Here is a 25,763-nt window from a genome sequence, read left to right on the forward strand (position 1 = left end):
CGCCCGTGGCCTACGCGTCGAGCAGCTCCGGACTGTGCTCGGCGTCGTAGGCCGCCCGCGCCTCGGCGATGTACACCCGGTTCCGCTCGGCCCAGTCGGTCATCCGCTGCAGCGTCTCGTGCAACTCCTGGGCGGCCGGGGTGAGTTCGTACTCCACCTTTGGCGGCACCGTCGGATACACGGTGCGTGTGACCAGGCCGTCGCGCTCCAGGTTGCGCAGAGTGAGCGTGAGCATGCGGCGGCTGATGCCCTCGATGCCGCGCTCCAACTCGGTGAACCGGATGGGTCCGTGAGCGGCGGCGACAAGGATCTGCACGCTCCATTTCCCGGCCACCCTGTCAAGAACTTCCCGGACCGGGCACGCGTGCGCGTTCACCGCCTGGACGGTAACACCGGTGTTCCTCCGGGACATCGGACTGCCTCCTTACGCCGGCCTCCATGGTCACTCACGATGATCCCCGTTACAAGTCGTGCACCAAGATGCGCAGGGAGAACGGGGAGCCATGTCGGCCACCATCGAGCACAGCCAGTCACCGGCGGCGGTGACACCTTCACGGACCTACTCCCGCTGGGCGTCTCTCGCCGTACTCTGCGCGGGAACCCTGATGACGATCCTGGACGCCAACATCGTCACCGTGGCGATGCCCGCCGTCCAGAGCGACCTCGGCTTCAGCGGGCCGGGGCTCGCCTGGGTCGTCAACGCCTATCTGATCGCCTTCGGCGGGCTGCTCCTGCTGGTGGGCCGGCTCGGTGACCTGGTCGGCCGCAAGCGGATGTTCACGTCCGGGCTCGCCGTGTTCACGGCCGCGTCGGTGCTGTGCGGGACGGCGACCGAGCAGGGCACCCTGATCGCGGCGCGAGCCCTGCAGGGCGTGGGCGGGGCGATGGCCTCGGCCGTGGTCCTCGGCATGCTGATCGCGCTCTTCCCCGAACCCCGGGAACAGGCCCGTGCCATCGCGGTGTTCAGCGCGGTCGGCGCGGGGGGCGGCGCGCTCGGCACCTTCCTCGGCGGTGCGCTGACCCAGGCCCTGAACTGGCACTGGATCTTCCTGATCAACCTGCCGATCGGCGTGGCCGCGTGGTGGGCGGCGGTGCGCGTGCTCGCCCCCGAGCGGGGCGCCGGGCTCGGCAGGGGCGCCGATTACCCGGGGGCCGCGCTGGTCACGGGCGCGCTGATGCTCACGGTGTACGTCATCGTCGGCTCCGGCGACCGCTCGCTGACCTCGACCCTGCTCCTGGCGGCCCTCGCGCTCACCCTGTTCGCTGCGTTCACCCTGCGCCAGGCGCGGGCCGCACGCCCCCTGCTGCGGCTTCGCCTGTTCCGCTCCCGGCTGCTCACCGGCGCGAACGCCGTGCAGATGCTGATGATCGCGACGATGTACGGCTTCCAGTTCATCAGCGCGCTGTATCTGCAACGCGTGCTGGGCTACGACGAGTTGGCGACCGGTCTCGCGTTCCTGCCCGCCCCGGTCGTGATCGGTCTGCTGATGCTGGGGCTGTCGGCGCGCACCATCGGCCGGTTCGGCCCGTACCGGGTGCTGCCGGCCGGGCTGGCGCTGATCACCGCCGGCATGGCCCTGCTGAGCCGCGCTCCGGCCGACGGCTCCTACGCGGCCGACGTCCTGCCGCCGATGCTGCTGCTCGCCGCCGGGTTCGCCGCGGCCATGCCCGCGCTGACCGGGCTCGCCATGTCGGGAGCGCGGGAGGAGGACGCGGGCCTGGCCTCCGGAGTGTTCAACACCACGCAGGTGGTGGGCGGTTCGCTGGGTCTGGCGGTGCTGTCGACACTGGCGGCGTCGCGCACCGACGGACTGCTCGGCCGGGGTGCGCAGTTGGTCCCGGCCACCGCGGAGGGCTACCAGCTGGCCTTCCGGGTGGCGACGGGGTTCGCGGTGGGAGCGCTGGTGCTGGCGGCGGCGGTCCTGCGGCCCGGACAAGAGGACTAACGCGGGCCGAACGCCTCCTTGTGGTCCAGCGCCCACTCCCGGTACGTCCGCGCGGGCCGGCCCAGCAGCTCCGGTACGTCCCGGGTGACGACCGCGTTGCCGCCCTTGCGGACGAAGGCGGTGGCGGTCAGGATGCCCTCGGCCTGCGCGTCGTCGAAACCCCACGCGGAGACGAGGAATTCGCGTGTCTCGGCCGGCGACAGATCGCGCGTGGTGATCGGGCGGCCGAGGACGGAGGCGAGTACGGCGGCCTGTTCGGGGACACTGATCGCCTCCGGCCCGGTCAGGGTGTACGTCCGTCCCGCGTGCCCGCCCTCCACGAGGACGCGTGCCGCGATCTCGGACACGTCCCGGGGGTCGATCACCCCGGACGGCCCGTCACCGGTCTGATTCGGCACCGGCTCGCCCGCCTCGACGGCCTGCGCCCAGCTCAGCGTGTTGGAGGCGAAGGACGAGGGCCGCAGGATCGTCCACTCGGTGCCGCTGTCCCGCAGGGCCTGCTCGCCGGGCACATGCCAGGCGCCGGACGGGCCGACGTCGGGGTCGCCCGTCGCGATCGCGGAGAGCTTCACCAGCCGCCTGACGCCCGCCGCACGCGCCGCCGCCACCAGCGCCTGGTCGCGTCCCGAGTCCGGACCGGGCGCGCCCAGCAGGAACGCGGCCGTCACCCCGGTCATCGCGGCCTCCAGGGAGGCCGGTTCGAGGTAGTCGCCGCGGACCACCTCCACTCCTGAGGGCACCCGGGCCTTGGCCGGGTTGCGGGTCAGGGCGCGCGCCTTCTCGCCGCGCGCCGCGAGCTGTCGTACGAGTTCACTGCCGATGGTGCCCGTGGCACCGGTCACGAGGATCATGCACTCCACGGTGCGCCGGGCGGCGAGCTGCGCTCTTGGAAATTCCGGCACGGTTCGCCCGTCTTCCCGTCCTGCGGCTCGCCTACGGTGGAGGGGTGACGAACTCCCGTGCCGAACAGGCCCTTTCGCTGCCCGAGGTCCTGCGCCCCTGGATCACCGGGGTCGAGGCCGTGTCCGTGGCCGGGCCGCCCGAGGCGGCGTTCACCCATCTCCCGGACCCGGCCACGAAGGTCGTCGTACGCGTGGGGGTGACCGGGCAGCGCGACGTCCTCGCCGTCGGTCCACGGGTACGGGCCTCCTACCACGACGGCAAGGTCCTCGCCTCCTGCGTGGAGCTACGCCTCGCCCCGGGCACGGCCCGCCCCCTTCTGGGCGTCCCGGCGGCCGAGCTGGTGGGCAGGGTCGTACCGCTCGGCGAGCTGCCGGGCCGCACCGCACGCCAACTGGACCACGAACTACGGTGGTTGACCGCCGAGGAGGCGGTGACCCACCTCGCGGACACCCTGCCCGAACGGCTGACCGCGTCGGCGGACCGCACCCGCACCGCGCTGGTACGGGCCGGGGTCGACGCGATGTCGGTCCAGGCCGACCGGATACCGGGGCAGGTCAGCGAAGTCGCCCGTGAACTCGCCGTCAGCGAGCGTCACTTGCGCAACCTCTTCGCGGAGGGCGTCGGCCTGTCCCCCAAGCACTACTCCCGCATCAACCGCGTACGCGCGGTCCTCACGCACGCCCCGACTGCGCCCTGGGCCGAACTCGCCGCCGCCACCGGCTACTACGACCAGGCGCACATGACGTCCGACTTCCGTGCCCTGATGGGCGTCCCGCCACGCTCGTACTTCACGGGCCGGCTGCCCGCGGCCACCCCCTGCCAGGCCGGGCTCGGCCCCCGGCCCTGACTCAGGACGTGGCCGCCTCCGCCCGGGTCGGCACCGCTACCTGGTTGAAGCCGTAGTACAGGGCGAGCAGCCCGTGTGCGGCGAGGGTGAGGGGTGCGGAGACGAAGGCGAGACCCACCGTCACCGGGTAGGCCAGGGAACCGAGGGCGAAGCGCGCCCGGGTCCGGCGGGCCGCCGTGGCGTCGACGCGGGCGTCGAAGAGGTGGCCGGTGCGGGTGAGATGCCACCACAGGGACTGGAAGGCCAGCGCCATCGCGACCATCACCAGGCTGTACACGGCCGCCGCCGCGTGGGAGGCCGTGTCCTCACGCAGGTATTCCGCGAGCATGGCCGTCGGCCAGGGAATGGCGGCCACCACCATCAGCAGCGCCAGGTTCAGGAACATCAGCGTGCGGTCGACCCGGGCGACGTAACTGAACACCTGATGGTGGTTGACCCACATGATGCCGATCACCAGGAAGCTGACCACATAGGCGGCGTACGACGGCCACTGCCCGCCCAACGCGTGCCACAGGCCGCCGTGTTCGCCCACCTTGGGCACCTTGATCTCCAGGATGAGCAGGGTGATGGCGATGGCGAACACGCCGTCGCTGAAGGCCTCGACACGGCCGGACTCGTTCATGCGGCCAAGACTGCCGCATCCAGGCGTGCGGGGTACGCCGACTTCCGTACCCCGCATGCCTGTTCAGTACCGCGGCTTCAGTGGGCGGTTGCCAGTTCCTCCCCCGACTCCATCGGGTGCGTGACGTCCTCGGCCTCGCTGCCCCTGCCGAGGTGGTTGAAGACCAGGTTGAGCAGGAGTGCGGTGACGCAGCCGGTGGAGATGCCCGAGTCGAGGACGATCTTCGCCGTCTCGGGGAAGGTGTGGTAGAAGTCCGGCGCGGTGATCGGGATGATGCCCATCGCGAGGGAGACGGCCACGATCAGGACGTTGTTGTCCTTCTCCAGGCCGGCCCGGACCAGGGTCTGGATGCCGCTCGCGGCGACCGAGCCGAACAGGACCACGCCGGCGCCGCCGAGGACCGGCCGCGGGACGACCGCGATGAGCGAGGCAGCCGCCGGGCACAGACCCATCAGGGCCAGGAAGCCGCCGCCGACCGCCACGACGAAGCGGCTGCGGATCCGGGTCATGGCGACCAGGCCGATGTTCTGCGCGAAGGCGCTGCACATGAAGCCGTTGAAGACGGGGCTGAGGGCGGAGCCCAGGGTGTCGGCGCGCAGGCCCGCCGCGATGGTCTTCTCGTCCGCCGGGCGCTCCACGATCTCGCCCAACGCCAGCATGTCGGCGGTGGATTCGGTCATCGAGACCACCATCACCACGCACATCGAAAGGATCGCGGCTATGTGGAACTGCGGGGCGCCGAAGTGGAACGGCGTCGGGAAGCCGACCAGTTTCGCGTCCGCCACCGGGCCGAAGTCCGTGACGCCGAACGGGATCGCGATCAGCGTGCCCGCGATCAGGCCGAGCAGCACGGCGATCTGCTTGACGAAGCCGCGGGTGAAGCGGCGCAGCAGCAGGACGATGAGGAGGGTGAGGCCGGCGAGGCCGAGGTTGGTCGTCGAACCGTAGTCGTGCGCCGCCGGGTCGGGGCCCTGGGCCCAGTTGAAGGCGACCGGGAGCAGGGAGACGCCGATGAGCGTGATGACCGTACCGGTGACGACCGGCGGGAAGAAGCGGACGGCCTTGCTGAAGAAGGGGGCCGCGAGGAAGCCGAGGAGACCCGCGACGATCACCGCCCCGAAGATCATCGGCAGGGCGTCGGACTTGTCCTTGGCGGAGGCGACGATCGCCGTCATCGGGGCGACGCCGGCGAAGGTGACGCCGTTGACGAAGGGCAGCCGGGCGCCGATCTTCCAGATGCCGAGGGTCTGGAGGAAGGTGGCGAGCCCTGCGGTGAACAGGCAGGCGCCGGTCAGGAACGTGAGGTCGCCGGCGGACAGGCCGATGGCCGCGCCGACGATCAGGGGCGGGGCGACGACTCCCGCGTACATGGCGGCCACATGCTGCAGGCCGCTGGTCGCCATCTTGAGGGCGGGAAGTCTTTCGTCGACTGGGTGGGTCTCGTCAACGGGGTGAGCGGACACGGCGGCTCCTCCGGTCGGGTTAGCACGGCTGCGCGAAAAGCGGCCGTGGGTTTCAGGGAGGTGGTGCGCGGCGGTCGTGCGGGACCGGAGGCCCTGGGGGCCTGGGGACGGTGACCGTTCCGGGGCGCGCGCGTCCACGCGCGCGCCCCGGAGACGGCCGCCATGGACCCCGCTCGGGTCCACGGCTGCCGGCCGGGAGCCGTCCCTCCCGGCCGGAGTCGAGAGACGGCTCAGCCCTTGGCGGCGATCTGTGCCAGGCGCTGGGCCTCGGCCCGCGTGGAGCGGGCGATGGCGTCCTCGTCGACGGTGAGCAGGCGGCCGTCCTCGACGATCTGCCGGCCGCCCACGAAGGAGGCGGTGACCGGGGCCGCCGCACCGAAGACCAGGGCGGTCACCGGGTCGGCGATGGAGGCGTGGGCGAGGCTGTCCAGCTTCCACAGCACCAGGTCGGCGAGCTTGCCGGCCTCCAGCGAGCCGGTCTCGGCGGCGCGGCCGAGGACCTGGGCGCCGCCGTAGGTGCCGAGCCTGAGGGCCTGGCGGGCGCCCAGCGCGGCCTCCTTGTGGGCGCCGAGCCGGTTGATGAGCAGGGCGTTGCGCAGCTCGGTGTGGAGTTCGCCGGACTCGTTGGAGGCGGTGCCGTCGACGCCGAGGCCGACCGGGACGCCGGCGGCGAGCATGTCCGGGACCCGCGCGATACCCGCCGCCAGGCGGGCGTTGGACGACGGGCAGTGGGCGACACCGGTCTTCGTACGGCCGAAGGCGGCGATGTCGGAGTCGTTCATGTGGACGCAGTGCGCCATCCACACGTCCTCGCCGAGCCAGCCGGTGGACTCGAAGTAGTCGGTCGGGCCCATGCCGAACAGCTCGTGGCAGAACTTCTCCTCCTCGACCGTCTCGGAGCCGTGGGTGTGCAGCCGTACGCCGAGGCGGCGGGCCAACTCGGCACCCTCACGCAGGAGTTCGGTGGAGACGGAGAACGGTGAGCAGGGGGCGACGGCGACCTGGGTCATCGCGTCGAAGGAGGCGTCGTGGTGCTCCTTGACCGTCGCCTCGGTCGCGGCGAGCGCACCGTCCAGGGTCTCGACGGCGAAGTCCGGCGGCAGTCCGCCGTCCTTCTCGCTGCGGTCCATGGAGCCGCGGGCCAGGGTGAAGCGGACACCCGTCTCGCGGGCGGCGCGGATGATCGCGCCGGACAGGTCACCGGAGCCCTGCGGGTAGACGTAGTGGTGGTCCATGGCGGTGGTGACGCCGCCGCGGGCCATCATCGCGAGCGAGCCCTGGGCCGCCGCGTACACCATCGGCTCGTCGATACGCGCCCACGTGGGGTAGAGCGCGACGAGCCAGTTGAAGAGGTTGTGGTCCGTGGCCAGGCCCCGGGTGATCCACTGGTAGAAGTGGTGGTGGGTGTTGACCAGGCCGGGGGTCACGAGGTGCCCGGTGGCGTCGATGCGCCGTACGACGTTCTCCAGGCCCTCGGGGGCCTTGCCCGCGCCGACCGCCTCGATGCGGTTGCCGGCGATGACGACGTACCCGGAGGCGAACTCGGTGTCGTCGGCGTCGACGGTTGCGATCGAACAGTTCTCGATGACGATGCGCTGAGCTGCTGCCATGATTCGTCCTTTTCGCTCAGTGGACTGAAGTGGGAGGGCACGGCAGGACCCTAGAAGTTTTGAGTGCCGTGACCGGGGAGGCGGAAGGGCGCGTCTCCCCGGTCACGGGTGCCGAGGTTCAGGTAGGTCAGAGGTTGGTGAGGTCCACCGGGATCTTCGGCTCGCAGCCGTCCCGGAGGATGGTCGCCTCGATCAGGCCGTAGGGCCGGTCGGCGGCGAAGTACACCTCGTTGTCGTTCTTCAGCCCGAAGGGCTCCAGGTCGACCAGGAAGTGGTGCTTGTTCGGCAGCGAGAAGCGGACCTCGTCGATCTCGCTGCGGTTGTTGATGATGCGCGCGCCCATCTGGTACAGCGTCTGCTGCAGCGAGAGGGAGTACGTCTCGGCGAAGGCCTGGAGCATGTGCTTCTTGACCTGCTCGTAGGACTTCTCCCAGTTGGGCATCTTCTGCTCGTCGTCGGTCCAGTTGAACCGCCAGCGGCCGGAGACCTGGGTGGCCAGGATGCGGTCGTACGCCTCCTGGAGGGTCGTGTACTTGTCCTTGACGTAGCCCCAGAACTCGGAGTTCGTCGAGTTCATCACGACCAGGTCCTTCAGGCCGGAGATGACCTCCCACTCATCGCCGTCGAAGGTGATCTGGGTGAGGCGGGTCTCCTGGCCCTTGCGCACGAAGGAGTGCTTGACCTCGTCCGCTCCGATGAACTTGGAGTTGGCGTCGGAGGTCTCGATCCGCTCCCAGGCGTACTCCTCGATGCGGATCCGGGCCCGGTGGATCGGCTCCTGCGAGGTGACGAAGTGGCGGGCGAGGTGGATGCCGAACTGCTCGGCGGACTCGATGCCGTACTCCTTGGCGAACGCGTACACCGTGTTCTTGGTGGTGTCGGTCGGCAGGCAGTTGGCGTTGGAGCCGGAGTAGTGGACCTCCGACATGTCACCGCTCAGGGCGACGGAGACGTTGAGGTCCTTGATGTGGTGGGTGGCGCCGTCCCGCGTGATCTTTACGACTCGGTTCTCGGCCTTGCCGTACTGGTTCTGTCCCAGGATCGTGGGCATGTTTCTGCTAGCTCCCTCGGTAAACGGAGTAGCCGAACGGGTTGAGCAGCAGCGGTACGTGGTAGTGCTCGCCCGGCACGACGGCGAACGTGATCGCCACCTCCGGGAAGAACACGGACGGCGCACCGCTGTCCCGATTCGCGGGGGCGTCCTGCTGCGCATCGGCTTGCTTCTTCTCGAAGTACGGTTCGACGGCGAAGTCGAGCCGCACGTGGGTGGTCCCCGCCGGCAGCGCCGGCAGGTCCTTGCACCGGCCGTCGGCGTCGGTCGCGGAGCCGCCGAGCGCCTGCCAGCTCGCGTCACGGCCGCTGCGGGCCGCGAGCTGGACGGCGACGCCCTCGGCGGGGCGGCCGACGGAGGTGTCCAGGATGTGCGTGGACACGGAGGCGGTGGTGCTGGTGCTCATGGTGTCAGGCGTCCTCTTCGACGAGTCGGGCCAGTCGGATGCGGTTGATCTTGCCCAGCTCGGTGCGGACGATCTCCCGCTCCTGCTCCGGCGCGTTGCCGATCCGCTCCTTGACCGCGTCCCGCATCTGTTCGCCGGTCCGGCCGGTGGCGCAGATGAGGAAGACGTGGCCGAACTTCTCCTGGTAGGCCAGGTTCAGTTCGAGCATCTGCGCCTTGAGCTCCTCGGAGGCGCCGGCCATGCCGCGCTGCTCGCGGGCGGAGGTCGGGTCGCCGGGCTTGGGGCGCCCGATCGGGGGGTGTCCGGCCATCGCCTCTTCGAGGCCGGCCGTGGTCAGCTCGGCCATGGCGGCGTCACTGGCGGCGTAGAGGGCCTCGACGGTGGCGTAGGGGCGGGCGGCGGACAGTCGCCGGGCCCACTCGGTGGAGGCGCACGCCTCGTGGAGGGCGGCCAGCGCCGCGTGCTCCTCCAGGTCGTTGAACCGGGCCAGGCCCGGGGGCGTGGAAGTCGTAGTCACGGGAGCCTCCGTGGCCGGCAACGGCCTTCGTGCTGAACGGGCTGCCGATAGCTAACGCCCCCGGAAACCTCACGTCAACACTTTGTTGAAAAATCCGCGTAACAAGTAAGGACCCCGTTGTGCTCAGGCGCCCTTCTCCCGGTTGAGGTAGTTGTAGACGGTGAAGCGGCTGACGCCCAGCGCGCTCGCCACGGTCTCCACCCCGTGCCGCACGGCGAAGGCGCCGCGCGCCTCCAGTATCCGTACGACCTCCTGCTTGGCCTTGCGGTCCAGATCGGCCAGCGGCCTGCCCTGCCGGCGCTCCATGGCGGCCAGGATGTGGTCGAGGGAGTCGGCGAGCTGGGGCAGGCGTACGGCGACGACGTCGGCGCCCTCCCAGGCGAGGACGACGTCCTCGGGGCCGGCCTCGTCCGGCGGGAGCAATTCCCCGCCCATGGCGTCGACCAGCGGCTTCACGGCCGCGATGAAGGGCTCGTCCCCGGTCACCGGTCCCCCTCCCCGATCACGTTGACCTGGAGCGAGACCCGGGTCGCACCGGCCTCCAGGGCCCTGCGCAGCAGCGCGTCCACGGCCGTGAGCACGCTGTCGGCGCCCCCTTCGGCCGTGTTGCCGAACGGGCCGACGTCGACGGCGTCCAGCTCGGCCGCCTCGATGACCTGCCGCGCCACCAGGGCGTGCGCGGGCGCCTCGTCGAGGTCGAAGGGCTCGGTCGTGAACTCCACTCTCAATCGCACGCGCACAACCTAACGCGCGGCACGGATTTTCGGGCAGCCCCGCCGGGGCCGGGGCCGTCCCGGCAGCCGGACCCCCTTGACAAGCGGCGACACGCGGCGGCAATCTTCCATTAAGCAGAAACGAACTTCCGCAATATGGAATCTCAACCACGGAAGGGAGCGCGGCCCGAATGGGATTTGCAGACCAGCGCTTCAACGTCAACCTGTCGATCCTCTTCACGGAACTCCCGCTCCTGGAGCGCCCCGCGGCTGCCGCCGCGGCGGGCTTCAAGGCGGTCGAGCTGTGGTGGCCCTGGGTCGACGCCCCCACCCCCGAGCAGTCCGAACTCGACGCCCTGAAGAAGGCGATCGAGGACGCGGGCGTCCAGCTCACGGGGCTGAACTTCTACGCCGGACAGCTGCCGGGCCCGGACCGCGGCGCCCTGTCGATCCCCGGTGAGGAGTCGGAGAGGTTCCGCGCCAACATCGACGTGGCCGCGGACTTCGCCGCCTCCCTCGGCTGCAAGGCGCTCAACGCGCTCTACGGCAACCGCGTCGACGGCGTGGACCCCGCCGAGCAGGACGCGCTCGCCCTGGAGAACCTCGTCCTCGCGGCCCGCGCGGCCGACCGGGTCGGCGCGATCATCCTGATCGAGGCCCTGAACCGGCCCGAGTCGCCGAAATGCCCGATCGTGAGCGCGCCCGAGGCGATCGAGATCGTGGACAAGGTCAACGCGGCGACGGGCCTCGGGAACGCGAAGTTCCTCATGGACCTCTACCACCTGTCCATGAACGACGAGGACCTGCCGTCGGTCATCGAGCAGTACGCGCCGAAGACCGGCCACGTGCAGATCGCCGACAACCCGGGCCGCGGCGCCCCCGGAACGGGTTCGCTCCCGCTGGAGGAGCTGCTCGACCAGCTGAAGAAGGCCGGTTACGACGGCTGGGTGGGCCTGGAGTACAAGCCGGGCGACCGCCCGAGCGCCGAGGCCTTCGACTGGCTCCCGCGCGAAGCGCGCTGAACTCCCCCACTTTGCAGAGCAGTTAGAGAGGCATCCACATCATGAGCAACACCCTCCCCAAGGTCGCGTGGATCGGCCTCGGCATCATGGGCTCCCCCATGTCCGAGAACCTGATCAAGGCGGGTTACCAGGTCACCGGCTTCACCCTGGAGCAGGACAAGCTGGACCGGCTGGCCGCCGCGGGCGGCACCGCGGCCCCCTCGATCACCGAGGCCGTGCGCGACGCCGACGTGGTGATCACCATGGTGCCCGCGTCGCCTCAGGTCGAGGCCATCTCCTACGGCCCCGACGGCATCCTGGAGAACGCCAGGCCGGGCGCCCTGCTGATCGACATGTCCTCGATCACCCCGCAGACCTCCGTCGACCTGGCGAAGGCCGCCAAGGAGAAGGGCATCCGCGTCCTCGACGCCCCCGTCTCCGGCGGTGAGGCCGGCGCCATCGAGGCCGTGCTCTCGATCATGGTCGGCGGCGAGCGGGCCGACTTCGACATCGCCAAGCCCATCTTCGAGGCGCTCGGCAAGACCATCGTGCTGTGCGGCCCGCACGGCTCCGGCCAGACCGTGAAGGCGGCCAACCAGCTGATCGTCGCCGTGAACATCCAGGCGTGCGCCGAGGCCGTGGTCTTCCTGGAGAAGTCCGGCGTGGACCTGACCGCTGCGCTGGACGTTCTCAACGGCGGCCTGGCGGGCTCGACCGTGCTCACGCGGAAGAAGGACAACTTCCTGGGCCGCGACTTCAAGCCCGGTTTCCGCATCGACCTGCACCACAAGGACATGGGCATCGTCACCGACGCCGCCCGCAACGTCGGTGCCGCCCTGCCGGTCGGCGCCGTGGTCGCCCAGCTGGTCGCCTCGCTGCGCGCCCAGGGTGACGGCGGCCTGGACCACTCGGCCCTGCTGCGTGCCGTGGAGCGCCTCTCCGGCGCCCAGGTCTGACCGCCTCCCTTCAGTCTTCCGGGCCGCGGTGCCGCCGACACCTGTCCTGTCGCGCCCAGGCGTCACCGCGGCCCGGAATCAGCTTCAACAAACTGTTGACGTTCAGATCGCCCCACTTCTAGGCTCCACAAAGCGGAAACAGGTTTCCGCTGCCACCCGCACGGAAGGTCCACGATGTCGAAGCGCGTGCTCACGACAGAGTCCGGCGCCCCGGTCGCCGACAACCAGAACTCAGCCTCCGCCGGCGTCGGCGGCCCGCTCCTCCTCCAGGACCAGCACCTCCTGGAGAAGCTCGCGCGCTTCAACCGCGAGCGCATCCCGGAGCGCGTGGTGCACGCCCGTGGCTCGGGCGCCTACGGCCACTTCGAGGTGACCGACGACGTCACCGGCTTCACCCACGCCGACTTCCTGAGCGAGATCGGCAAGCGCACGGAGGTGTTCGTGCGCTTCTCCACGGTCGCCGACTCCCTCGGCGGCGCGGACGCGGTGCGCGACCCGCGCGGTTTCGCCGTCAAGTTCTACACCGCAGAGGGCAATTACGACCTCGTCGGGAACAACACCCCGGTGTTCTTCATCAAGGACCCGATCAAGTTTCCGGACTTCATCCACTCGCAGAAGCGCGACCCGTTCACCGGCAAGCAGGAGCCGGACAACGTCTGGGACTTCTGGGCGCACGCCCCCGAGGCCACGCATCAGGTGACCTGGCTGATGGGCGACCGCGGCATCCCGGCGTCGTACCGCCACATGAACGGCTACGGCTCGCACACCTACCAGTGGACGAACGCCGAGGGCGAGGCCTTCTTCGTCAAGTACCACTTCAAGACGAACCAGGGCATCCGCTCCCTGAGCAGCGAGCAGGCCGCGGAGCTCGCGGGCAAGGACCCCAACTCCCACCAGACGGACCTGCTCCAGGCGATCGAGCGGGGCGTGAACCCGTCCTGGACCCTGCACGTCCAGATCATGCCGGCGGCCGAGGCGGCGGAGTACCGCTTCAACCCGTTCGACCTGACGAAGGTGTGGCCGCACAAGGACTACCCGCTGCAGCGGGTGGGCCGCCTGGTACTGGACCGCAACCCGGACAACGTCTTCGCCGAGGTCGAGCAGGCCGCGTTCTCCCCGAACAACTTCGTCCCGGGCATCGGGCCCTCCCCCGACAAGATGCTCCAGGGGCGCCTGTTCGCCTACGCGGACGCCCACCGCTACCGCCTGGGCGTCAACCACACGCTGCTGGCCGTCAACGCCCCGAAGGCGACGACCGCGCAGAACTACGGCCGCGACGGCTTCATGGCGGCCAACGCGCAGGGCCGCGGTGCCAAGAACTACGAGCCGAACTCGTACGACGGCCCGGTGGAGACCGGCCGCCCGCTGTCGGCCCCGCTGGCCGTCTTCGGCCACACGGGCAACCACGAGGCGCCCCTGCACACCAAGGACGACGACTTCTTCCAGGCGGGCGAGCTGTACCGCCTGATGTCGCAGGAGGAGAAGTCCCGCCTCGTCGCGAACATCGCCGGCAGCCTCTCGCAGGTCTCCCGCGACGACGTGATCGAGAAGAACCTGGCCCACTTCCACGCCGCCGACCCGGACTACGGCAAGCGCGTGGAGGAGGCGGTCCGCGCCCTGCGCGAGGACTGAGGCCGCAGACGACCCGTGGCAGCCGGGCGGCCCGGATGAGGGGTGGCCGGCCGGAACAGCTCGCGGGTGGGGCGAGGACCGCGGCGGCTTGTGAGCCAGTGCGGTGGTGAAGGTCCGGGGCCTCCTTCTCGACCTGAGGGAAGGAGCGCCCGGGTCCGTCGCAACCGCCGCGGTCCCAGCCGGAACGAGACTCCGCCCGGCGGCGCGAATGTCCTGTCGCGCCCAGCCTCGCGCCGTCGGGCGGTCACCACAGTCACCACGCAGTGCGCAGCGCTCCCCTGTCCAGGGGGGCGCTTTTGCGTTGCCCGGGGTGTCAGGGCTCGGGGTGCGTATCCGTCCCGTCCGCAGCACGCTGAAGACATGGGCAATCCGACGCAGTATCCGCACATCGTGGTCCATGCCCCGGCCCTGGACGGCTCCCGGCGCGTCACCGAGGGAGACGTGGTCCTGGGGATCGCCTCCCACCTGGACGACGTCGTGGAGATCCTGCGGCTGGCCGACCTGGACCGGATCGAGGTCGAGGAGAGCGACCTCATCGAGTGGCAGGGCGGCGGGCCGGACGACTGGCCGGGCCTGTCGGAACACGAGGTGTAGTCACATACAAGAGGTGCAGGAGAGCCGCACGTACAGCAGCGGTCGTACGGCGGCTACGCAAGCCTCAAATCAAGCTCTGAACACACGCGATGGAGGCGCGGGCGGGCCCCGCGGCCGGGCACAGTAGCGGCACGCGGGACCCGCCGGCACGGGGGCGGCGGGCCCCGCGCAGCACAGCTCTGCCCGTGGTGCCGGGCATGCGAGAGGGGCGGTCCATCCCGTCGGACGGACCGCCCCTCGTGGCTGTCGTACGTGTCGGACCCGCGTCGTGGGCGTCAGACCTTCAGCGTCCTGATCGCCGTCGGAGCGTGGCCGGGCTCCGTGGCGAGCTCCTCGAACTCGACCACGTCGCTGATGTCGTTGGTGCCGGACATCGAGATGTTGGTGACCCGCTCCAGGATCGCCTCGACGACGACCGGGACCTGGAACTCGGCCGCGAGCTTCTTGGCCTCCTCCAGGGCGGCACCGAGCTCGTTCGGGTCGGTGACGCGGATCGCCTTGCAGCCCAGGCCCTCCGCGACCTTCACGTGGTCGACGCCGTAGACGCCCAGCTCGGGCGAGTTGATGTTCTCGAACTCCAGCTTGACCTGGAAGTCGATGTCGAACGCCCGCTGCGCCTGGCGGATCAGGCCCAGGTAGGAGTTGTTCACCAGGACGTGGACGTAGGGGATCTTGTGCTGGGCACCGACGGCCAGTTCCTCGATCATGAACTGGAAGTCGTAGTCGCCGGAGAGGGCGACGACGGACGCCTCCGGGTCGGCCTTGGCCACACCCAGCGCGGCCGGGACGGTCCAGCCGAGGGGGCCCGCCTGGCCGCAGTTGATCCAGTGCCGCGGCTTGAAGACGTGCAGCATCTGCGCGCCGGCGATCTGGGAGAGGCCGATGGTGGAGACGTACCGGGTCTGAGGGCCGAAGGCCTTGTTCATCTCCTCGTACACGCGCTGCGGCTTGATCGGGATGTTGTCGAAGTGCGTACGGCGCTGGAGGGAGGCCTTCTTCTCCTGCGCCGAGGCCGCCCAGGCGCCGCGGTCGGGCAGCCTGCCGGCCGCCTTCAGCTCCTTCGCCACCTCGACGAACAGCTCCAGCGCCGCCTTCGCGTCGGAGGCGATGCCGTAGTCCGGGGCGAAGATCTTGCCGATCTGGGTCGGCTCGACGTCGACGTGGACGAACTTCCGGCCGGCGGTGTAGACGTCCAGCTTGCCGGTGTGGCGGTTGGCCCAGCGGTTGCCGATGCCGAGGACGAAGTCGGACTCCAGGAAGGTCGCGTTGCCGTAGCGGTGCGAGGTCTGCAGGCCGACCATGCCGGCGTTCAGCTCGTGGTCGTCCGGGATGACGCCCCAGCCCATCAGGGTCGGGACGACCGGGGTGCCGGTCAGCTCGGCGAACTCGACGAGGAGGCCGGCGGCGTCGGCGTTGATGACACCGCCGCCCGCGACGATCAAAGGGCGCTCGGACTCGTTGAGGAGGCCGATCGCCTTCTCGATCTGGGCGCGGCTCGCGACGGGCTTGTAGACCGGCAGCGGCTCGTACGTCTCCGGGTCGAACTCGATCTCGGTGAGCTGCACGTCGATCGGCAGGTCGACGAGGACCGGGCCGGGGCGGCCGGAGCGCATCAGGTGGAAGGCCTGCTGGAAGACGCCGGGGACCTGGGCGGCCTCCAGGACGGTGACCGCCATCTTGGTGACCGGCTTGGCGATCGAGGCGATGTCGACGGCCTGGAAGTCCTCCTTGTGGATCACGGCGGTCGGGGCCTGGCCCGTGATGCACAGGATCGGAATGGAGTCACCGATGGCCGAGTACAGGCCGGTGATCATGTCGGTGCCGGCGGGGCCGGAGGTGCCGATGCAGACACCGATGTTGCCGGCGTGGGTACGGGTGTAGCCCTCGGCCATGTGGGAGGCGCCCTCGACATGGCGGGCGAGGGTGTGCGTGATGCCGCCGGAGGCCTTGAGGGCCGCGTAGAACGGGTTGATGGCCGCGCCCGGCACACCGAAGGCGTCGGTGACGCCCTCGCGCTTGAGGATCTCAACTGCCGCGCGGGCAGCGGTCATACGAGCCATTGAGTACTCCTGCTTCGGCTGTCGGATGCGTACTCCCGTCGCGCCCCGCGGTGAGCACAGTCTCCAGTGTTCGACGTCTACAATTTCCGCAATGCGGAACTTAACTTCTGCTATCTGAAATCAATCTAGGGGGACGGGCGAACGGCGTCAAGAGTGGGCAAGTTCCGGACAGACGGGGCACGGCAGGAGGACGATGGGATGCCGCCGTCCGGTGCGGCGGCCCGACGCCACAGTTGTGACGCGACGCCTTGGAGTGGCCATGCCCGAGAGCGTGCCGGTGCGCTGTCCGGCCTGCAGGCGCGAGCACGTCTACCTCGCGCCTGCATATCCGTGCACCTGTGGCACCCCCGCCGGCCCACGGCTGGATCCGGCCACCGGCCCGGCCGTGCGGGCACACCCGTCCTGGGAGGACGAGTGGGTCACCGCGCCCTGCGCCTCCTGCGGGCGCGTCAACCAGTGGCCCCACCCCGAGCTGGGCTGCCCCTGTGGCACGGTGCTGCGCCTCGCGGTCATCACCCAGAGCTCACCGAAGACGAAGCCGCAGCCGAAGCCCGGCCGGTCGGCGGCACCGGACGCTGCGGGGGACGTCCCCGGCAACCCTCCCGGCTTCCAGCCGCACCGCGTCCGCACCGCGCGGGACGCCGTCACCGCCGCCGTGCTCTACCTCGGGTGGCTCGGCTACCGCGACGTCCGGCGGGCCGACCAGCGGCCTCCCAGCGGCATCGGGCTCGCCGCGCGCGGACTGCTCGCGCAGGTCGATCCGACCGTGCGCCCGGCCGCGCCGCGGGACGTGGAGTGCCTGTGGCTGACGGCGATGACGGAGTCCGCGGACTGCGTGTACTTCTCCCTCGGGGGTTACACGGACGAGGCCCGCGTGCGCGCCTCCGCGCTGGGCATCGCGCTGTTCGTCCTCGCCCCCACAGGCACCCCGCACCCGGTGAACGAGGCCGCCCGCACCCTGCACGCGACGGGCGCGGGCACGAGCCGGCCGGGAACCCGGACCCGCGACGGGCGGACGAGCACCTGACGGCTCCCCGGCCCCGGGCCGGCATGAACAGGTTCCGGTGCCGAGCGCGACCCCCGTCCGTGCTCGGCACCGGAAGACTCACACCCCGTACCGCTCCCGCAGCTCGATCTTGCGCACCTTTCCGGACACGGTCATCGGGAAGGCGTCGAGGATCTGCAGGCGGCTGGGGATCTTGTAGTGCGCGAGCCTGCCACGGCAGTAGCCGCGCAGCTCGTCCAGGGTCAGCGGGTCGGCCGGATCCTGCGGGATGACGCAGGCCAGGACCTCCTCGCCGTACGTCTCGTGCGGCACCCCGACCACCTGGACGTCCCTGATCTTCGGGTGGGCGTAGAGGAACTCCTCGATCTCGCGCGGGTAGACGTTCTCCCCGCCCCGGATGATCATGTCCTTGATCCGGCCGACGATCCCGACGTACCCGTCCTCCTGCATCACCGCGAGGTCCCCGCTGTGCATCCAGCGCCCCGCGTCGACGGCCTCGGCGGTCTTCTCGGGCTCGTTCCAGTAGCCGAGCATCACGCTGTAGCCGCGGGTGCACAACTCCCCGGCCATGCCCCGCGGTTGGGTCACCCCCGTGGCCGGATCCACGATCTTGACCTCGAGGTGGGGCAGCACACGGCCGACGGTTCCGGTGCGGTGCTCCAGGTCGTCGTCCATGCGGGTCTGCAGCGAGACCGGAGAGGTCTCGGTCATGCCGTAACAGATGGACACCTGCTCCATGTGCATCTCGGCCACCACCCGCTTCATCACCTCCACCGGGCACGGCGAGCCCGCCATGATGCCGGTGCGCAGCGTGGAGAGGTCGTACGTCGCGAACTCGGGGAGGTTCAGCTCCGCGATGAACATGGTCGGGACGCCGTACAGGGAGGTGCACCGCTCCTGCTGGACCGCCTCCAGCGTGGCCTTCGGGTCGAAGGACGGCGCCGGGATGACCATGCAGGCGCCGTGCGAGGTCGCCGCCAGGTTGCCCATCACCATGCCGAAGCAGTGGTAGAAGGGCACCGGGATGCAGACCCGGTCCTGCTCGGTATAGGCAATCAACTCCCCGACGAAGTAACCGTTGTTGAGGATGTTGTGGTGGGAGAGCGTGGCGCCCTTCGGGAAGCCGGTCGTGCCCGAGGTGTACTGGATGTTGATGGGGTCGTCGCAGGACAGCTGCTCGTAGACGGCGTCGCCGGTCCCGCGCGCCAGCAGCGCCTCCCAGCTCGGGTCGCCGATGTACACGACCTCGCGCAACTCGTGGCAGTTGCCGCGCACTTCGTCGACCATGGCCCGGTAGTCGCTCGTCTTGTGACTCAGCGAGGCGAACAGGAGGGAGATTCCGGCCTGGCCCAGGACGTACTCGACCTCGTGGGTGCGGTAGGCCGGGTTGATGTTGACCATGATCGCGCCGATGCGGGCGGTGGCGTACTGCACCAGAACCCACTCCGGGCAGTTGATCGCCCAGATGCCCACCCGGTCGCCCTTGGTGACGCCACTGGCGACCAGGGCCTGCGCCAACTCCTCGACGTCCGCGGCGAACCGGGCGTACGTCCAGCGCCGCCCGGAGGGGACGTCGACCAGGGCCTCACGGTCGGGCCAGGCGGCCACGGCCCGGTCGAGGTTGGCGCCGATCGTGTCACCGAGCAGCGCGGTGGCGCCCGTCCCGTGCGTGTACGACAGCTCCGAGGTCACCGGCTCGGAAGTCACCCGTTCCTGCGTCACCGGAAGTCCTCCTCGCGGTACTCGTCCGCGGAGCCCGCGGCGGTCGCCTCGCGCAGTTCGATCCGGCGGATCTTGCCGGAGACGGTCTTGGGCAGCGCGCCGAACTCCAGCCTGCGCAGGCGCTTGTAGGGCGCGAGCACGTCGCGGGAGTGCTCGAAGATGACCTTCGCGGTGTCGGGGCCGGGCTCCCAGCCCTCGGCGAGGACGACGTACGCCTTGGGCACGGCCAGCCGCAGCTCGTCCGGTGCGGGGACGACGGCCGCCTCGGCCACGGCCTCGTGCTCCAGCAGCGCGCTCTCCAGCTCGAACGGACTGATCTTGTAGTCCGAGGCCTTGAAGACGTCGTCGGCGCGGCCGACGTAGGTCAGGTATCCGTCCTCGTCGCGGGAGGCGATGTCCCCGGTCCGGTAGTAGCCGCCGGCCATGGCCTGAGCCGTGCGGTCGGGGTCGCCGTGGTAGCCGGTCATCAGGCCGACCGGGCGCTCGGACAGGTCGAGGGCGATCTCGCCCTCGGTGGCGCCGGGGGCTCCGGATACCGGGTCCAGCAGCTCCACCCGGAAGCCGGGGCTGGGCCGGCCCATCGAGCCGGTCTTCAGCTGCTGGCCGGGGCTGTTGGAGACCTGCACGGCGGTCTCGGTCTGCCCGAAGCCGTCCCGGATGGTGACGCCCCAGGCCCGCCGGACCTGCTCGATGACCTCGGGGTTGAGCGGTTCTCCGGCGGCGACGGCCTCGCGGGGCGGGGTGGCGAGCTGGCCGAGGTCGGCCTGGATGAGCATGCGCCACACGGTCGGCGGGGCGCAGAAGGTGGTCACCCCGGCCCGGTCCATCTCGGCCATCAGGCGGGCCGCGTCGAACCGTGTGTAGTTGAAGATGAAGACGGTCGCCTCCGCGTTCCACGGGGCGAACAGGTTGGACCAGGCGTGCTTGGCCCAGCCGGGCGAGGAGATGTTCAGGTGCACGTCGCCGGACTTGAGGCCGATCCAGTACATGGTGGACAGGTGGCCCACCGGGTACGAGGTGTGGGTGTGCTCGACCAGCTTGGGCCGGGCGGTCGTCCCGGAGGTGAAGTACAGCATCAGCGGGTCGTCGGCGAGGGTCGGGCCGTCGGGGGCGAACTCGGCGGGCGCCGCGTACGCGTCCTCGTACGCCTCCCAGCCCTGCTCCGGCGTTCCGCCGACCGCGATGCGGGTGTAGGCGCCGGGCACGTCGGCGAACTTGGCCGCGTCCTCGGCCCGGACGATCACGTGCTTGACCCGGCCCCGCTCGACGCGGTCCGTGAGGTCGGCGGGGCCTAGCAGCGGGGTGGCCGGAATGACGACGGCGCGCAGCTTCATCGCGGCCAGCGCGGTCTCCCACAGCTCGGCCTGGTTGCCGAGCATGACGAGGATGCGGTCCTCGGCGGCGACTCCCCGCGCGCGCAGGTGGTTCGCGACCCGGTTCGAGCGCTCGGCCAGCTCCGCGAAGGTCAGCCGGGTCTCGGTGCCGTCCTCCTCGACGATGTGCAGGGCGGTCCGGTCGTTGCCGGCGGCGATCGAATCGAACCAGTCCAGCGCCCAGTTGAACCGCTCGGGGCGCGGCCAGGAGAAGCCGTCGTAGGCGGTCGCGTAGTCCTCGCGGTGTTCCAGCAGGAAGTCCCGGGCGCTGCGGAACTGTTCCGTGGCCGTCGTCATCGGTCGTCCTCCTCCTTCTTCGGGCCGTCCGCCGGCGGGGCGCGCCCGACCGCGCCCTTTCGGCTCACTGCCCTGATCCCGACCATTGCCGGGCGGCTCTCTGGCATCGTCTAATCCGTGATACAGGTCTCACTACCCCCGAACGGGGGTGGACCGCGCCGAAGGAGCGATGAGTTGGCAGCAGAGACCGTGGCGGCGTCAGAGATACGCGGTGCGCTCGCCCGGCTGCGACGCGCCACCGGACTGCCCGTCGCGTTCGGGGGGCTGGTCGAGTACGGCCGGGAGCGGATCCGGATCAGCGAACTGAGCGGCAACCACACCACCTCCCTCAGCTCGCTCGCCGTGTCCTCCGGCAACGGGCTCGGCGGCAAGGCGGTGGCGCTCGCGCGGCCGTGCGCGGTGACGGACTACTCCAGTGCCCGGCACATCAGCCACGAGTACGACGTGCCGGTGGCCGCGGAGGGCATCCGCTCGGTGGTCGCGGTGCCCGTGGTGGTGCGGCGCCGGGTGCGCGGAGTGCTCTACGGCGCGCTGCGCACCGCCCAGCCGCTCGGCGACCGGACACTGGGCGCCGCGGTGGCGGCGGCGCGGGACGTGGAACAGGCGCTGGTGCTGCGGGACGAGGCACGGGAGTTGCTGGCGGCGGCCCGTCCGGAGCCCGCCGACGCGGCCCGGGGCGGGGGCGCGGCCTGGGAGCAGGTGCGTGAGGCGCACGCGGCGCTGCGCTCGCTCGCGCCCCGGATCACCGACCCGCAGCTGCGGGCCGAACTGCTCGCCGCGTGCGGGCTGCTGGCCGAAACGGCCCCGGCCCGGGCCGGTACGACTCTGGCCCCGCGGGAGCTGGACGTGCTGTCCTGGGTGGCGGCGGGCGTGACCAACGCGGGGGTGGCCGAGCGGCTGGGGCTGCGCCCGGAGACGGTCAAGGGGTATCTGCGTTCGGCGATGCGGAAGCTGGGCGCGCACACACGAGGGGAGGCTGTGACCGCGGCCCGCAGGGCGGGGCTGCTGCCGTGAGGTCCTGGCGCCTTGGTCGGGGCCTGCCGTCGCGGCGGTGCCACGGCAGTAAGGAAACCTTTCCATTCATGCAGCGACGCTTTGAATTTCCCTATGCTTGTCCGTTTGTTATTTCCCTCACCACGGCTTCCGTCCGAATTCCAGGGATCGTTGCCTAGAATTTGGCCCGAACACGACACAGGAGGGGAGCGGTGACCGTGCGACGGGACTTCCAGGAGCCTGCCCGATGCCGCACCGACCTGGTCATCGGCCGCGAGGAGCTGTTCGCCACCGCCCGGGAACAGCTCGCCTCCGGGGGCAGTGTGCTCCTCCACGGCCCCGCCGGAATAGGGAAATCGACCGTCCTGCGGGCATTGGCCGAGGAATACGGCGCCACCGCGCGCACCGTGTTGCGCTGCTCGGCCACGGAGTCCGAATCCCACCTCCCCTTCCTCGCCCTCGCCGACCTCCTCGGGCTCGTCCTCGACGACGTCTCGCCCCGGCTGCCCGCCGCCCAGCGCACCGCCCTGGAGTCGGCCCTCACCGGCCGCGGCGAGTCCAGCCTCCAGCGCGACGGCCTCGCGCTGCGCCTCGCGGTGCTCTCCGCACTGCGCGCGCTCGCCGCGCGCGGCCCGGTCCTGGTCGTCGCCGACGATCTGCAGTGGCTCGATCCGGCCAGCGCCGAACTCCTCGGCTTCGCCGCCCGCCGCCTGGAGGGCACCGCGGTGCAACTGCTGTGCGCGGTACGGACGGACGGCCAGGACAGCCGGGAGTACGACCGGCAGCTGCGCGCCTGCCCGCCGGACACGGTCGCCGTACGGCTCGGCGCGCTCAGCCACGCCCAGGTCGCCCGGCTGCTCGACCACCGCGGCCACGGCGGCCTGCCGCGCTCCACGGTCCGCGAGATCCACCGCACCAGCGGCGGCAACCCGCTCTTCGCCCTGGAGCTGGGCCGCGCCCTCGCCGACGGCCCCACCCCGCCCCGTCCCGGCGAGCCGCTGCCGGTGCCGACCTCGCTGCGCGCCCTGGTGCTCAGCCGCCTGGACATGCTGTCCGTCGGGGCCCGCCGCACCCTGCTGGTGGCCAGCGCCGGCGCCCGCCCCACCACGGCACTGCTGCACGCGGCCGGGCGGGAGAACGCCGAGGCCGAGTGCGCCCAGGCCGCCGAACTCGGACTGCTCGCCACCGAGCCGGAGGACCCCGCCGTACGCTTCGCGCACCCGTTGATCTCCGCCGCGCTGTACGCGGAGGCCCCGGCGCAGGAGCGGCGGGCCGCGCACGCCGCGCTGTCCACCGCGGCCTCCGACCCGATCGAGCGGGCCCGGCACCTGGCGCTGGCCAGCACCGGCACCGACCCGGACGTGGCCGCCCGGCTCGCCGAGGCCGCCGCGCTCGCCCGGGACCGGGGCGCGCCCTCGGTCGCCGCCCACCTGGGGCTGCTCGCTGCCCGGCACACCCCCGCCGACAGCACGCCGAGCCCTCAGGAGCGGCGGCTGCAGGCCGCCGAGGACGCGATCACCGCGGGCGAGATCGATCTGGCCCGGGACATCGCCCGGGAGGTGCTGACCCGGGCGGCCGTGCCCGCCGACCGGGTGCGGGCCTGGATCATCGTCATCGACACCGCCGGCCACACCATGGCGGAGGTCGACGCCGCCTTCCCGCAGGCCCTCGCCGACGCCGGGGACGACCCCCGGCTGCTGGCGCTGGTCCACTACCAGCTGGCCTGGCGGGCGCTGATCGTGCAGGGCGACTTCACCGAGGCCCGCGAGGCCGCCGCGCACGCGGCCGAGCTGGCCGGCCGCGGCGCCGACCGGCGCACCGAGCTGCTCGCCCTCGCCTTCCAGGCGCAGACCGAGACCCTGATGGGCCACCCCGAGGCCCCCCGGACCATCCAGCGCGCCCTGAAGGAGCCCCAGGACCCGAACGTGGCCTGTCATCACAACGGCGCGGGCAGCGCCCGGTTCCGCTGGCTCGTCATGGGCGACCAGCTGGCCGAGGCGCGCATCGCCGTCACCGGGCTGCTGCGCGAGGTGCGCAGACGCGGCTCGGTGGAGAGCGAGGTGCACTTCCTGCGCGGCCTCGCCGAGACGGAGCTGCACGCCGGGCACTGCGGGCGCGCCCTCGACCTGGCCGGCGAGAGCCTGAAGCTGGCCCGGGACTCGGGGATCGGCGAGACCGCCTCGGCCATGATCAGCTCGCTCGCGGAGGCCTCCGGCGGGGACCTGGACCGGGCCCTCGCGCTCGCCCGGGAGGCGGTGCAGCACGCCGAGGAGGACGGCGACCAGATGTACGTGTCGCGGGCACTGGGCGCCCTCGGGTACGCCCAGCTGGTCGCCGGGGACCCGGCGGGCGCCGTCCGCTCGCTGCGCCATGTGCGCCGGCTGGAGCTGGCCCTCGGCATCACCGACCCGGCGCGGGGCCGCTGGCAGGGCGACCTCGCCGAGGCACTGGTCCGGATCGGTGAACCGGCCGAGGCGCAGGACGTCCTCGACGTCAGCCGCGAACACGCCCTGCGGCTCGGCCGGGACAGCGTCCTCGCCGTCCTCGACCGGTCCGAGGCCCTGGTGCGCGCGGCCCAGGGTGACCGGGACGCCGCCATCGCCCAGCTGACGTCCGCTCAGGACCGGCTCGGCAAGCTCGGCTACGGCCTGGAGGAGGCCCGGGCCGCGTTCGCGCTGGCCCGGCTGCGCGGCCGGCGTCTGGGGCCGTCGGCGTTCGACGAGGCCGCCCGGATGTTCCGCCGCTGCCGCGCCCTGCCGTGGCTGCGCCAGGTGGAGGAGGCCCGCACCGCGCCCGAGCCGGAGCCGGCCCCGGCCGCGCCGGACACCCTGGACGCGCTGGAGGGGCTGGCCGCGATGGAGCGTCAGGTCGCGGCGCTGGTCATGGAGGGTGCCACCAACCGGGAGATAGCCGCCCGGCTGTTCGTCAGCGTGAAGACGGTGGAGGCGACCCTGACCCGGGTCTACCGCAAGCTGGGGATCCGATCCCGGGTGGACATCGTCCGATTGGCGGCAGGTCGCCGCGCGAACTGAGTACGCGGCCGGTTAACTGAACGGGACCGAGGGTTTTCCCTCACCCCACCCCCCTAGGGGGTTCCCTCATTGGGGGCCGGGGGTTCCGGGTCCTAGCGTAAAGGGCGTGCCGCTCGCCCGGGCACACGGGTCAGGTCCCCGCGACCTCCCGTGCAGTACCCCCCACCCCGTGCGATCCCCCACCGGCATACCCCACTGAGGAGACTCATGTTCGGGCCCAGACGTCTCAGACAGGCCGCCGCGACCCTGGTGGCCACCGCCGCCGCCGCGGCGACCGCGCTCATCGCCGCACCCACCGCGATGGCCGCTCCTCAGCCGATCGTCGGCGGTACGACCACCACGACGACCGCCTACCCGTTCGCCATGCAGATCACCGACGCGTCCGGCAGCCAGTTCTGCGGCGGCACCCTGGTGGCCGCCAAGAAGGTCGTGACGGCGGCGCACTGCATGGTGGGCGAGCCGAAGAGCAGCATCCGTGTGGTCGGCGGCCGGACCTATCTGAACGGCACCGACGGCACGGTGAGCAAGGTCAGCAAGATCTGGGTGAACCCGGCCTACACCGACGCCACCACCGGCAACGACGTGGCCGTGCTGACCCTGTCGACGGCGATGCCGTACAGCCCGGCGTCGTACGTCTCCTCCTCCCAGACGAGCGTGTACGCGGCCGGCACCACGGCCCGGATCCTCGGCTGGGGCACGACTTCGGAGAACGGCAGCTCCTCCAACCAGCTGCGGACCGCGACCGTGCCGGTCGTGTCCGACACCAGCTGCCGTTCCTCCTACCGTTCGGACTTCGTCCAGTCCGACATGGTCTGCGCCGGATACACATCCGGCGGCGTAGACACCTGCCAGGGCGACAGCGGCGGTCCCCTGATCATCGGGGGCGTCCTGGCAGGGATCACTTCCTGGGGCGAGGGGTGCGCGGAGGCGGGTTACCCGGGTATCTACACCCGGCTGACCACCTTCTCGGACCTGGTGACCAAGCAGGTCAACTCGTGACCCGGAAGTCTTCCCGAGTA

Annotated in this window: 23 protein-coding genes; 10 read left to right on the forward strand and 13 right to left on the reverse strand. The window is 71.1% G+C overall.

Annotated features, from left to right (window positions below):
- Positions 1–10: 10 nt before the first annotated feature.
- Positions 11–412: a winged helix-turn-helix transcriptional regulator gene (locus tag ACWD3E_RS16920; RefSeq protein WP_451388316.1), complete on the reverse strand. Its 402-nt coding sequence runs from the start codon at positions 410–412 to the stop codon at positions 11–13.
- A gap of 91 nt (positions 413–503) precedes the next feature.
- Between ACWD3E_RS16920 and ACWD3E_RS16925 the strand changes: the two genes are divergently transcribed.
- On the forward strand, positions 504–1,946 hold the full coding sequence (locus ACWD3E_RS16925) for an MFS transporter (RefSeq protein WP_451388317.1): 1,443 nt from the start codon (positions 504–506) through the stop codon (positions 1,944–1,946).
- Here the strand turns inward: ACWD3E_RS16925 and ACWD3E_RS16930 are convergent.
- Complete coding sequence (locus ACWD3E_RS16930; protein WP_451388318.1) at positions 1,943–2,797, reverse strand: NAD(P)H-binding protein; 855 nt, start codon at positions 2,795–2,797, stop codon at positions 1,943–1,945. The two genes, ACWD3E_RS16925 and ACWD3E_RS16930, sit on opposite strands and share 4 nt — an antisense overlap.
- Before the next feature lie 95 nt (positions 2,798–2,892).
- On the opposite strand from ACWD3E_RS16930, the gene ACWD3E_RS16935 reads away from it, so the two are divergent.
- Entirely contained in the window at positions 2,893–3,696 is an 804-nt protein-coding gene (locus ACWD3E_RS16935; protein WP_451388319.1) for a helix-turn-helix domain-containing protein, read from the forward strand.
- Between the two features lies 1 nt (position 3,697).
- Here the strand turns inward: ACWD3E_RS16935 and ACWD3E_RS16940 are convergent, their stop codons facing one another.
- From ACWD3E_RS16940 to ACWD3E_RS16975, 8 genes are all read right to left on the reverse strand, one after another.
- Positions 3,698–4,318, reverse strand: coding sequence for a TMEM175 family protein (locus tag ACWD3E_RS16940; protein ID WP_451388320.1), 621 nt, complete (start codon positions 4,316–4,318; stop codon positions 3,698–3,700).
- A gap of 77 nt (positions 4,319–4,395) precedes the next feature.
- Positions 4,396–5,721: a nucleobase:cation symporter-2 family protein gene (locus ACWD3E_RS16945; RefSeq protein ID WP_451388581.1), complete on the reverse strand. Its 1,326-nt coding sequence runs from the start codon at positions 5,719–5,721 to the stop codon at positions 4,396–4,398.
- Between the two features lie 290 nt (positions 5,722–6,011).
- Positions 6,012–7,391, reverse strand: a complete 1,380-nt coding sequence (locus ACWD3E_RS16950) for an 8-oxoguanine deaminase (protein WP_451388321.1) — start codon at positions 7,389–7,391, stop codon at positions 6,012–6,014.
- A gap of 127 nt (positions 7,392–7,518) precedes the next feature.
- Positions 7,519–8,442, reverse strand: coding sequence for a factor-independent urate hydroxylase (gene pucL, locus ACWD3E_RS16955; RefSeq protein ID WP_451388322.1), 924 nt, complete (start codon positions 8,440–8,442; stop codon positions 7,519–7,521).
- A 7-nt stretch (positions 8,443–8,449) separates the two neighbouring features.
- Positions 8,450–8,848, reverse strand: a complete 399-nt coding sequence (uraH, locus tag ACWD3E_RS16960) for a hydroxyisourate hydrolase (protein WP_451388323.1) — start codon at positions 8,846–8,848, stop codon at positions 8,450–8,452.
- A gap of 4 nt (positions 8,849–8,852) precedes the next feature.
- A complete protein-coding gene (gene uraD, locus ACWD3E_RS16965; RefSeq protein ID WP_451388324.1) occupies positions 8,853–9,365 on the reverse strand; it encodes a 2-oxo-4-hydroxy-4-carboxy-5-ureidoimidazoline decarboxylase in 513 nt (170 codons plus the stop codon).
- 123 nt (positions 9,366–9,488) lie between these two features.
- Positions 9,489–9,800 carry a helix-turn-helix domain-containing protein gene (locus tag ACWD3E_RS16970; protein WP_451388582.1) on the reverse strand — a complete coding sequence of 104 codons (312 nt, stop codon included), beginning with the start codon at positions 9,798–9,800 and terminating at the stop codon, positions 9,489–9,491.
- Between the two features lie 47 nt (positions 9,801–9,847).
- On the reverse strand, positions 9,848–10,099 hold the full coding sequence (locus ACWD3E_RS16975; RefSeq protein ID WP_451388325.1) for a hypothetical protein: 252 nt from the start codon (positions 10,097–10,099) through the stop codon (positions 9,848–9,850).
- Positions 10,100–10,269: 170 nt separating this feature from the next.
- Here ACWD3E_RS16975 and ACWD3E_RS16980 point away from each other — a divergent pair, with 170 nt between their 5' ends.
- The 4 genes from ACWD3E_RS16980 to ACWD3E_RS16995 all read left to right on the forward strand — a co-directional run bounded on the left by ACWD3E_RS16980 (position 10,270) and on the right by ACWD3E_RS16995 (position 14,261).
- Positions 10,270–11,100, forward strand: coding sequence for a TIM barrel protein (locus tag ACWD3E_RS16980; protein WP_451388326.1), 831 nt, complete (start codon positions 10,270–10,272; stop codon positions 11,098–11,100).
- Positions 11,101–11,141: 41 nt separating this feature from the next.
- Positions 11,142–12,035, forward strand: a complete 894-nt coding sequence (locus tag ACWD3E_RS16985; RefSeq protein WP_451388327.1) for a 2-hydroxy-3-oxopropionate reductase — start codon at positions 11,142–11,144, stop codon at positions 12,033–12,035.
- A 174-nt stretch (positions 12,036–12,209) separates the two neighbouring features.
- Complete coding sequence (locus ACWD3E_RS16990; protein ID WP_451388328.1) at positions 12,210–13,667, forward strand: catalase; 1,458 nt, start codon at positions 12,210–12,212, stop codon at positions 13,665–13,667.
- 360 nt (positions 13,668–14,027) lie between these two features.
- Complete coding sequence (locus ACWD3E_RS16995; protein ID WP_451348900.1) at positions 14,028–14,261, forward strand: hypothetical protein; 234 nt, start codon at positions 14,028–14,030, stop codon at positions 14,259–14,261.
- 275 nt (positions 14,262–14,536) lie between these two features.
- Here the strand turns inward: ACWD3E_RS16995 and gcl are convergent, their stop codons facing one another.
- A complete protein-coding gene (gcl, locus tag ACWD3E_RS17000) occupies positions 14,537–16,321 on the reverse strand; it encodes a glyoxylate carboligase (RefSeq protein ID WP_451388329.1) in 1,785 nt (594 codons plus the stop codon).
- A gap of 259 nt (positions 16,322–16,580) precedes the next feature.
- On the opposite strand from gcl, the gene ACWD3E_RS17005 reads away from it, so the two are divergent.
- Entirely contained in the window at positions 16,581–17,348 is a 768-nt protein-coding gene (locus ACWD3E_RS17005) for a hypothetical protein (RefSeq protein ID WP_451388330.1), read from the forward strand.
- A 78-nt stretch (positions 17,349–17,426) separates the two neighbouring features.
- On the opposite strand, the gene ACWD3E_RS17010 is transcribed toward ACWD3E_RS17005, so the two are convergent.
- Positions 17,427–19,019: an AMP-binding protein gene (locus ACWD3E_RS17010; protein WP_451388583.1), complete on the reverse strand. Its 1,593-nt coding sequence runs from the start codon at positions 19,017–19,019 to the stop codon at positions 17,427–17,429.
- A 26-nt stretch (positions 19,020–19,045) separates the two neighbouring features.
- Positions 19,046–20,719 carry an AMP-binding protein gene (locus ACWD3E_RS17015; protein ID WP_451388331.1) on the reverse strand — a complete coding sequence of 558 codons (1,674 nt, stop codon included), beginning with the start codon at positions 20,717–20,719 and terminating at the stop codon, positions 19,046–19,048.
- A 174-nt stretch (positions 20,720–20,893) separates the two neighbouring features.
- Here ACWD3E_RS17015 and ACWD3E_RS17020 point away from each other — a divergent pair, with 174 nt between their 5' ends.
- The 3 genes from ACWD3E_RS17020 to ACWD3E_RS17030 all read left to right on the forward strand — a co-directional run bounded on the left by ACWD3E_RS17020 (position 20,894) and on the right by ACWD3E_RS17030 (position 25,743).
- Positions 20,894–21,733 (forward strand): response regulator transcription factor, encoded by an 840-nt coding sequence (locus ACWD3E_RS17020; RefSeq protein ID WP_451388332.1) that lies wholly within the window; start codon positions 20,894–20,896, stop codon positions 21,731–21,733.
- A gap of 191 nt (positions 21,734–21,924) precedes the next feature.
- A complete protein-coding gene (locus ACWD3E_RS17025) occupies positions 21,925–24,744 on the forward strand; it encodes an ATP-binding protein (RefSeq protein WP_451388333.1) in 2,820 nt (939 codons plus the stop codon).
- 207 nt (positions 24,745–24,951) lie between these two features.
- Positions 24,952–25,743 (forward strand): S1 family peptidase, encoded by a 792-nt coding sequence (locus tag ACWD3E_RS17030; RefSeq protein WP_451388334.1) that lies wholly within the window; start codon positions 24,952–24,954, stop codon positions 25,741–25,743.
- Positions 25,744–25,763: the final 20 nt, after the last annotated feature.

It is taken from the genome of Streptomyces sp. NPDC002676 (genome assembly GCF_053592455.1).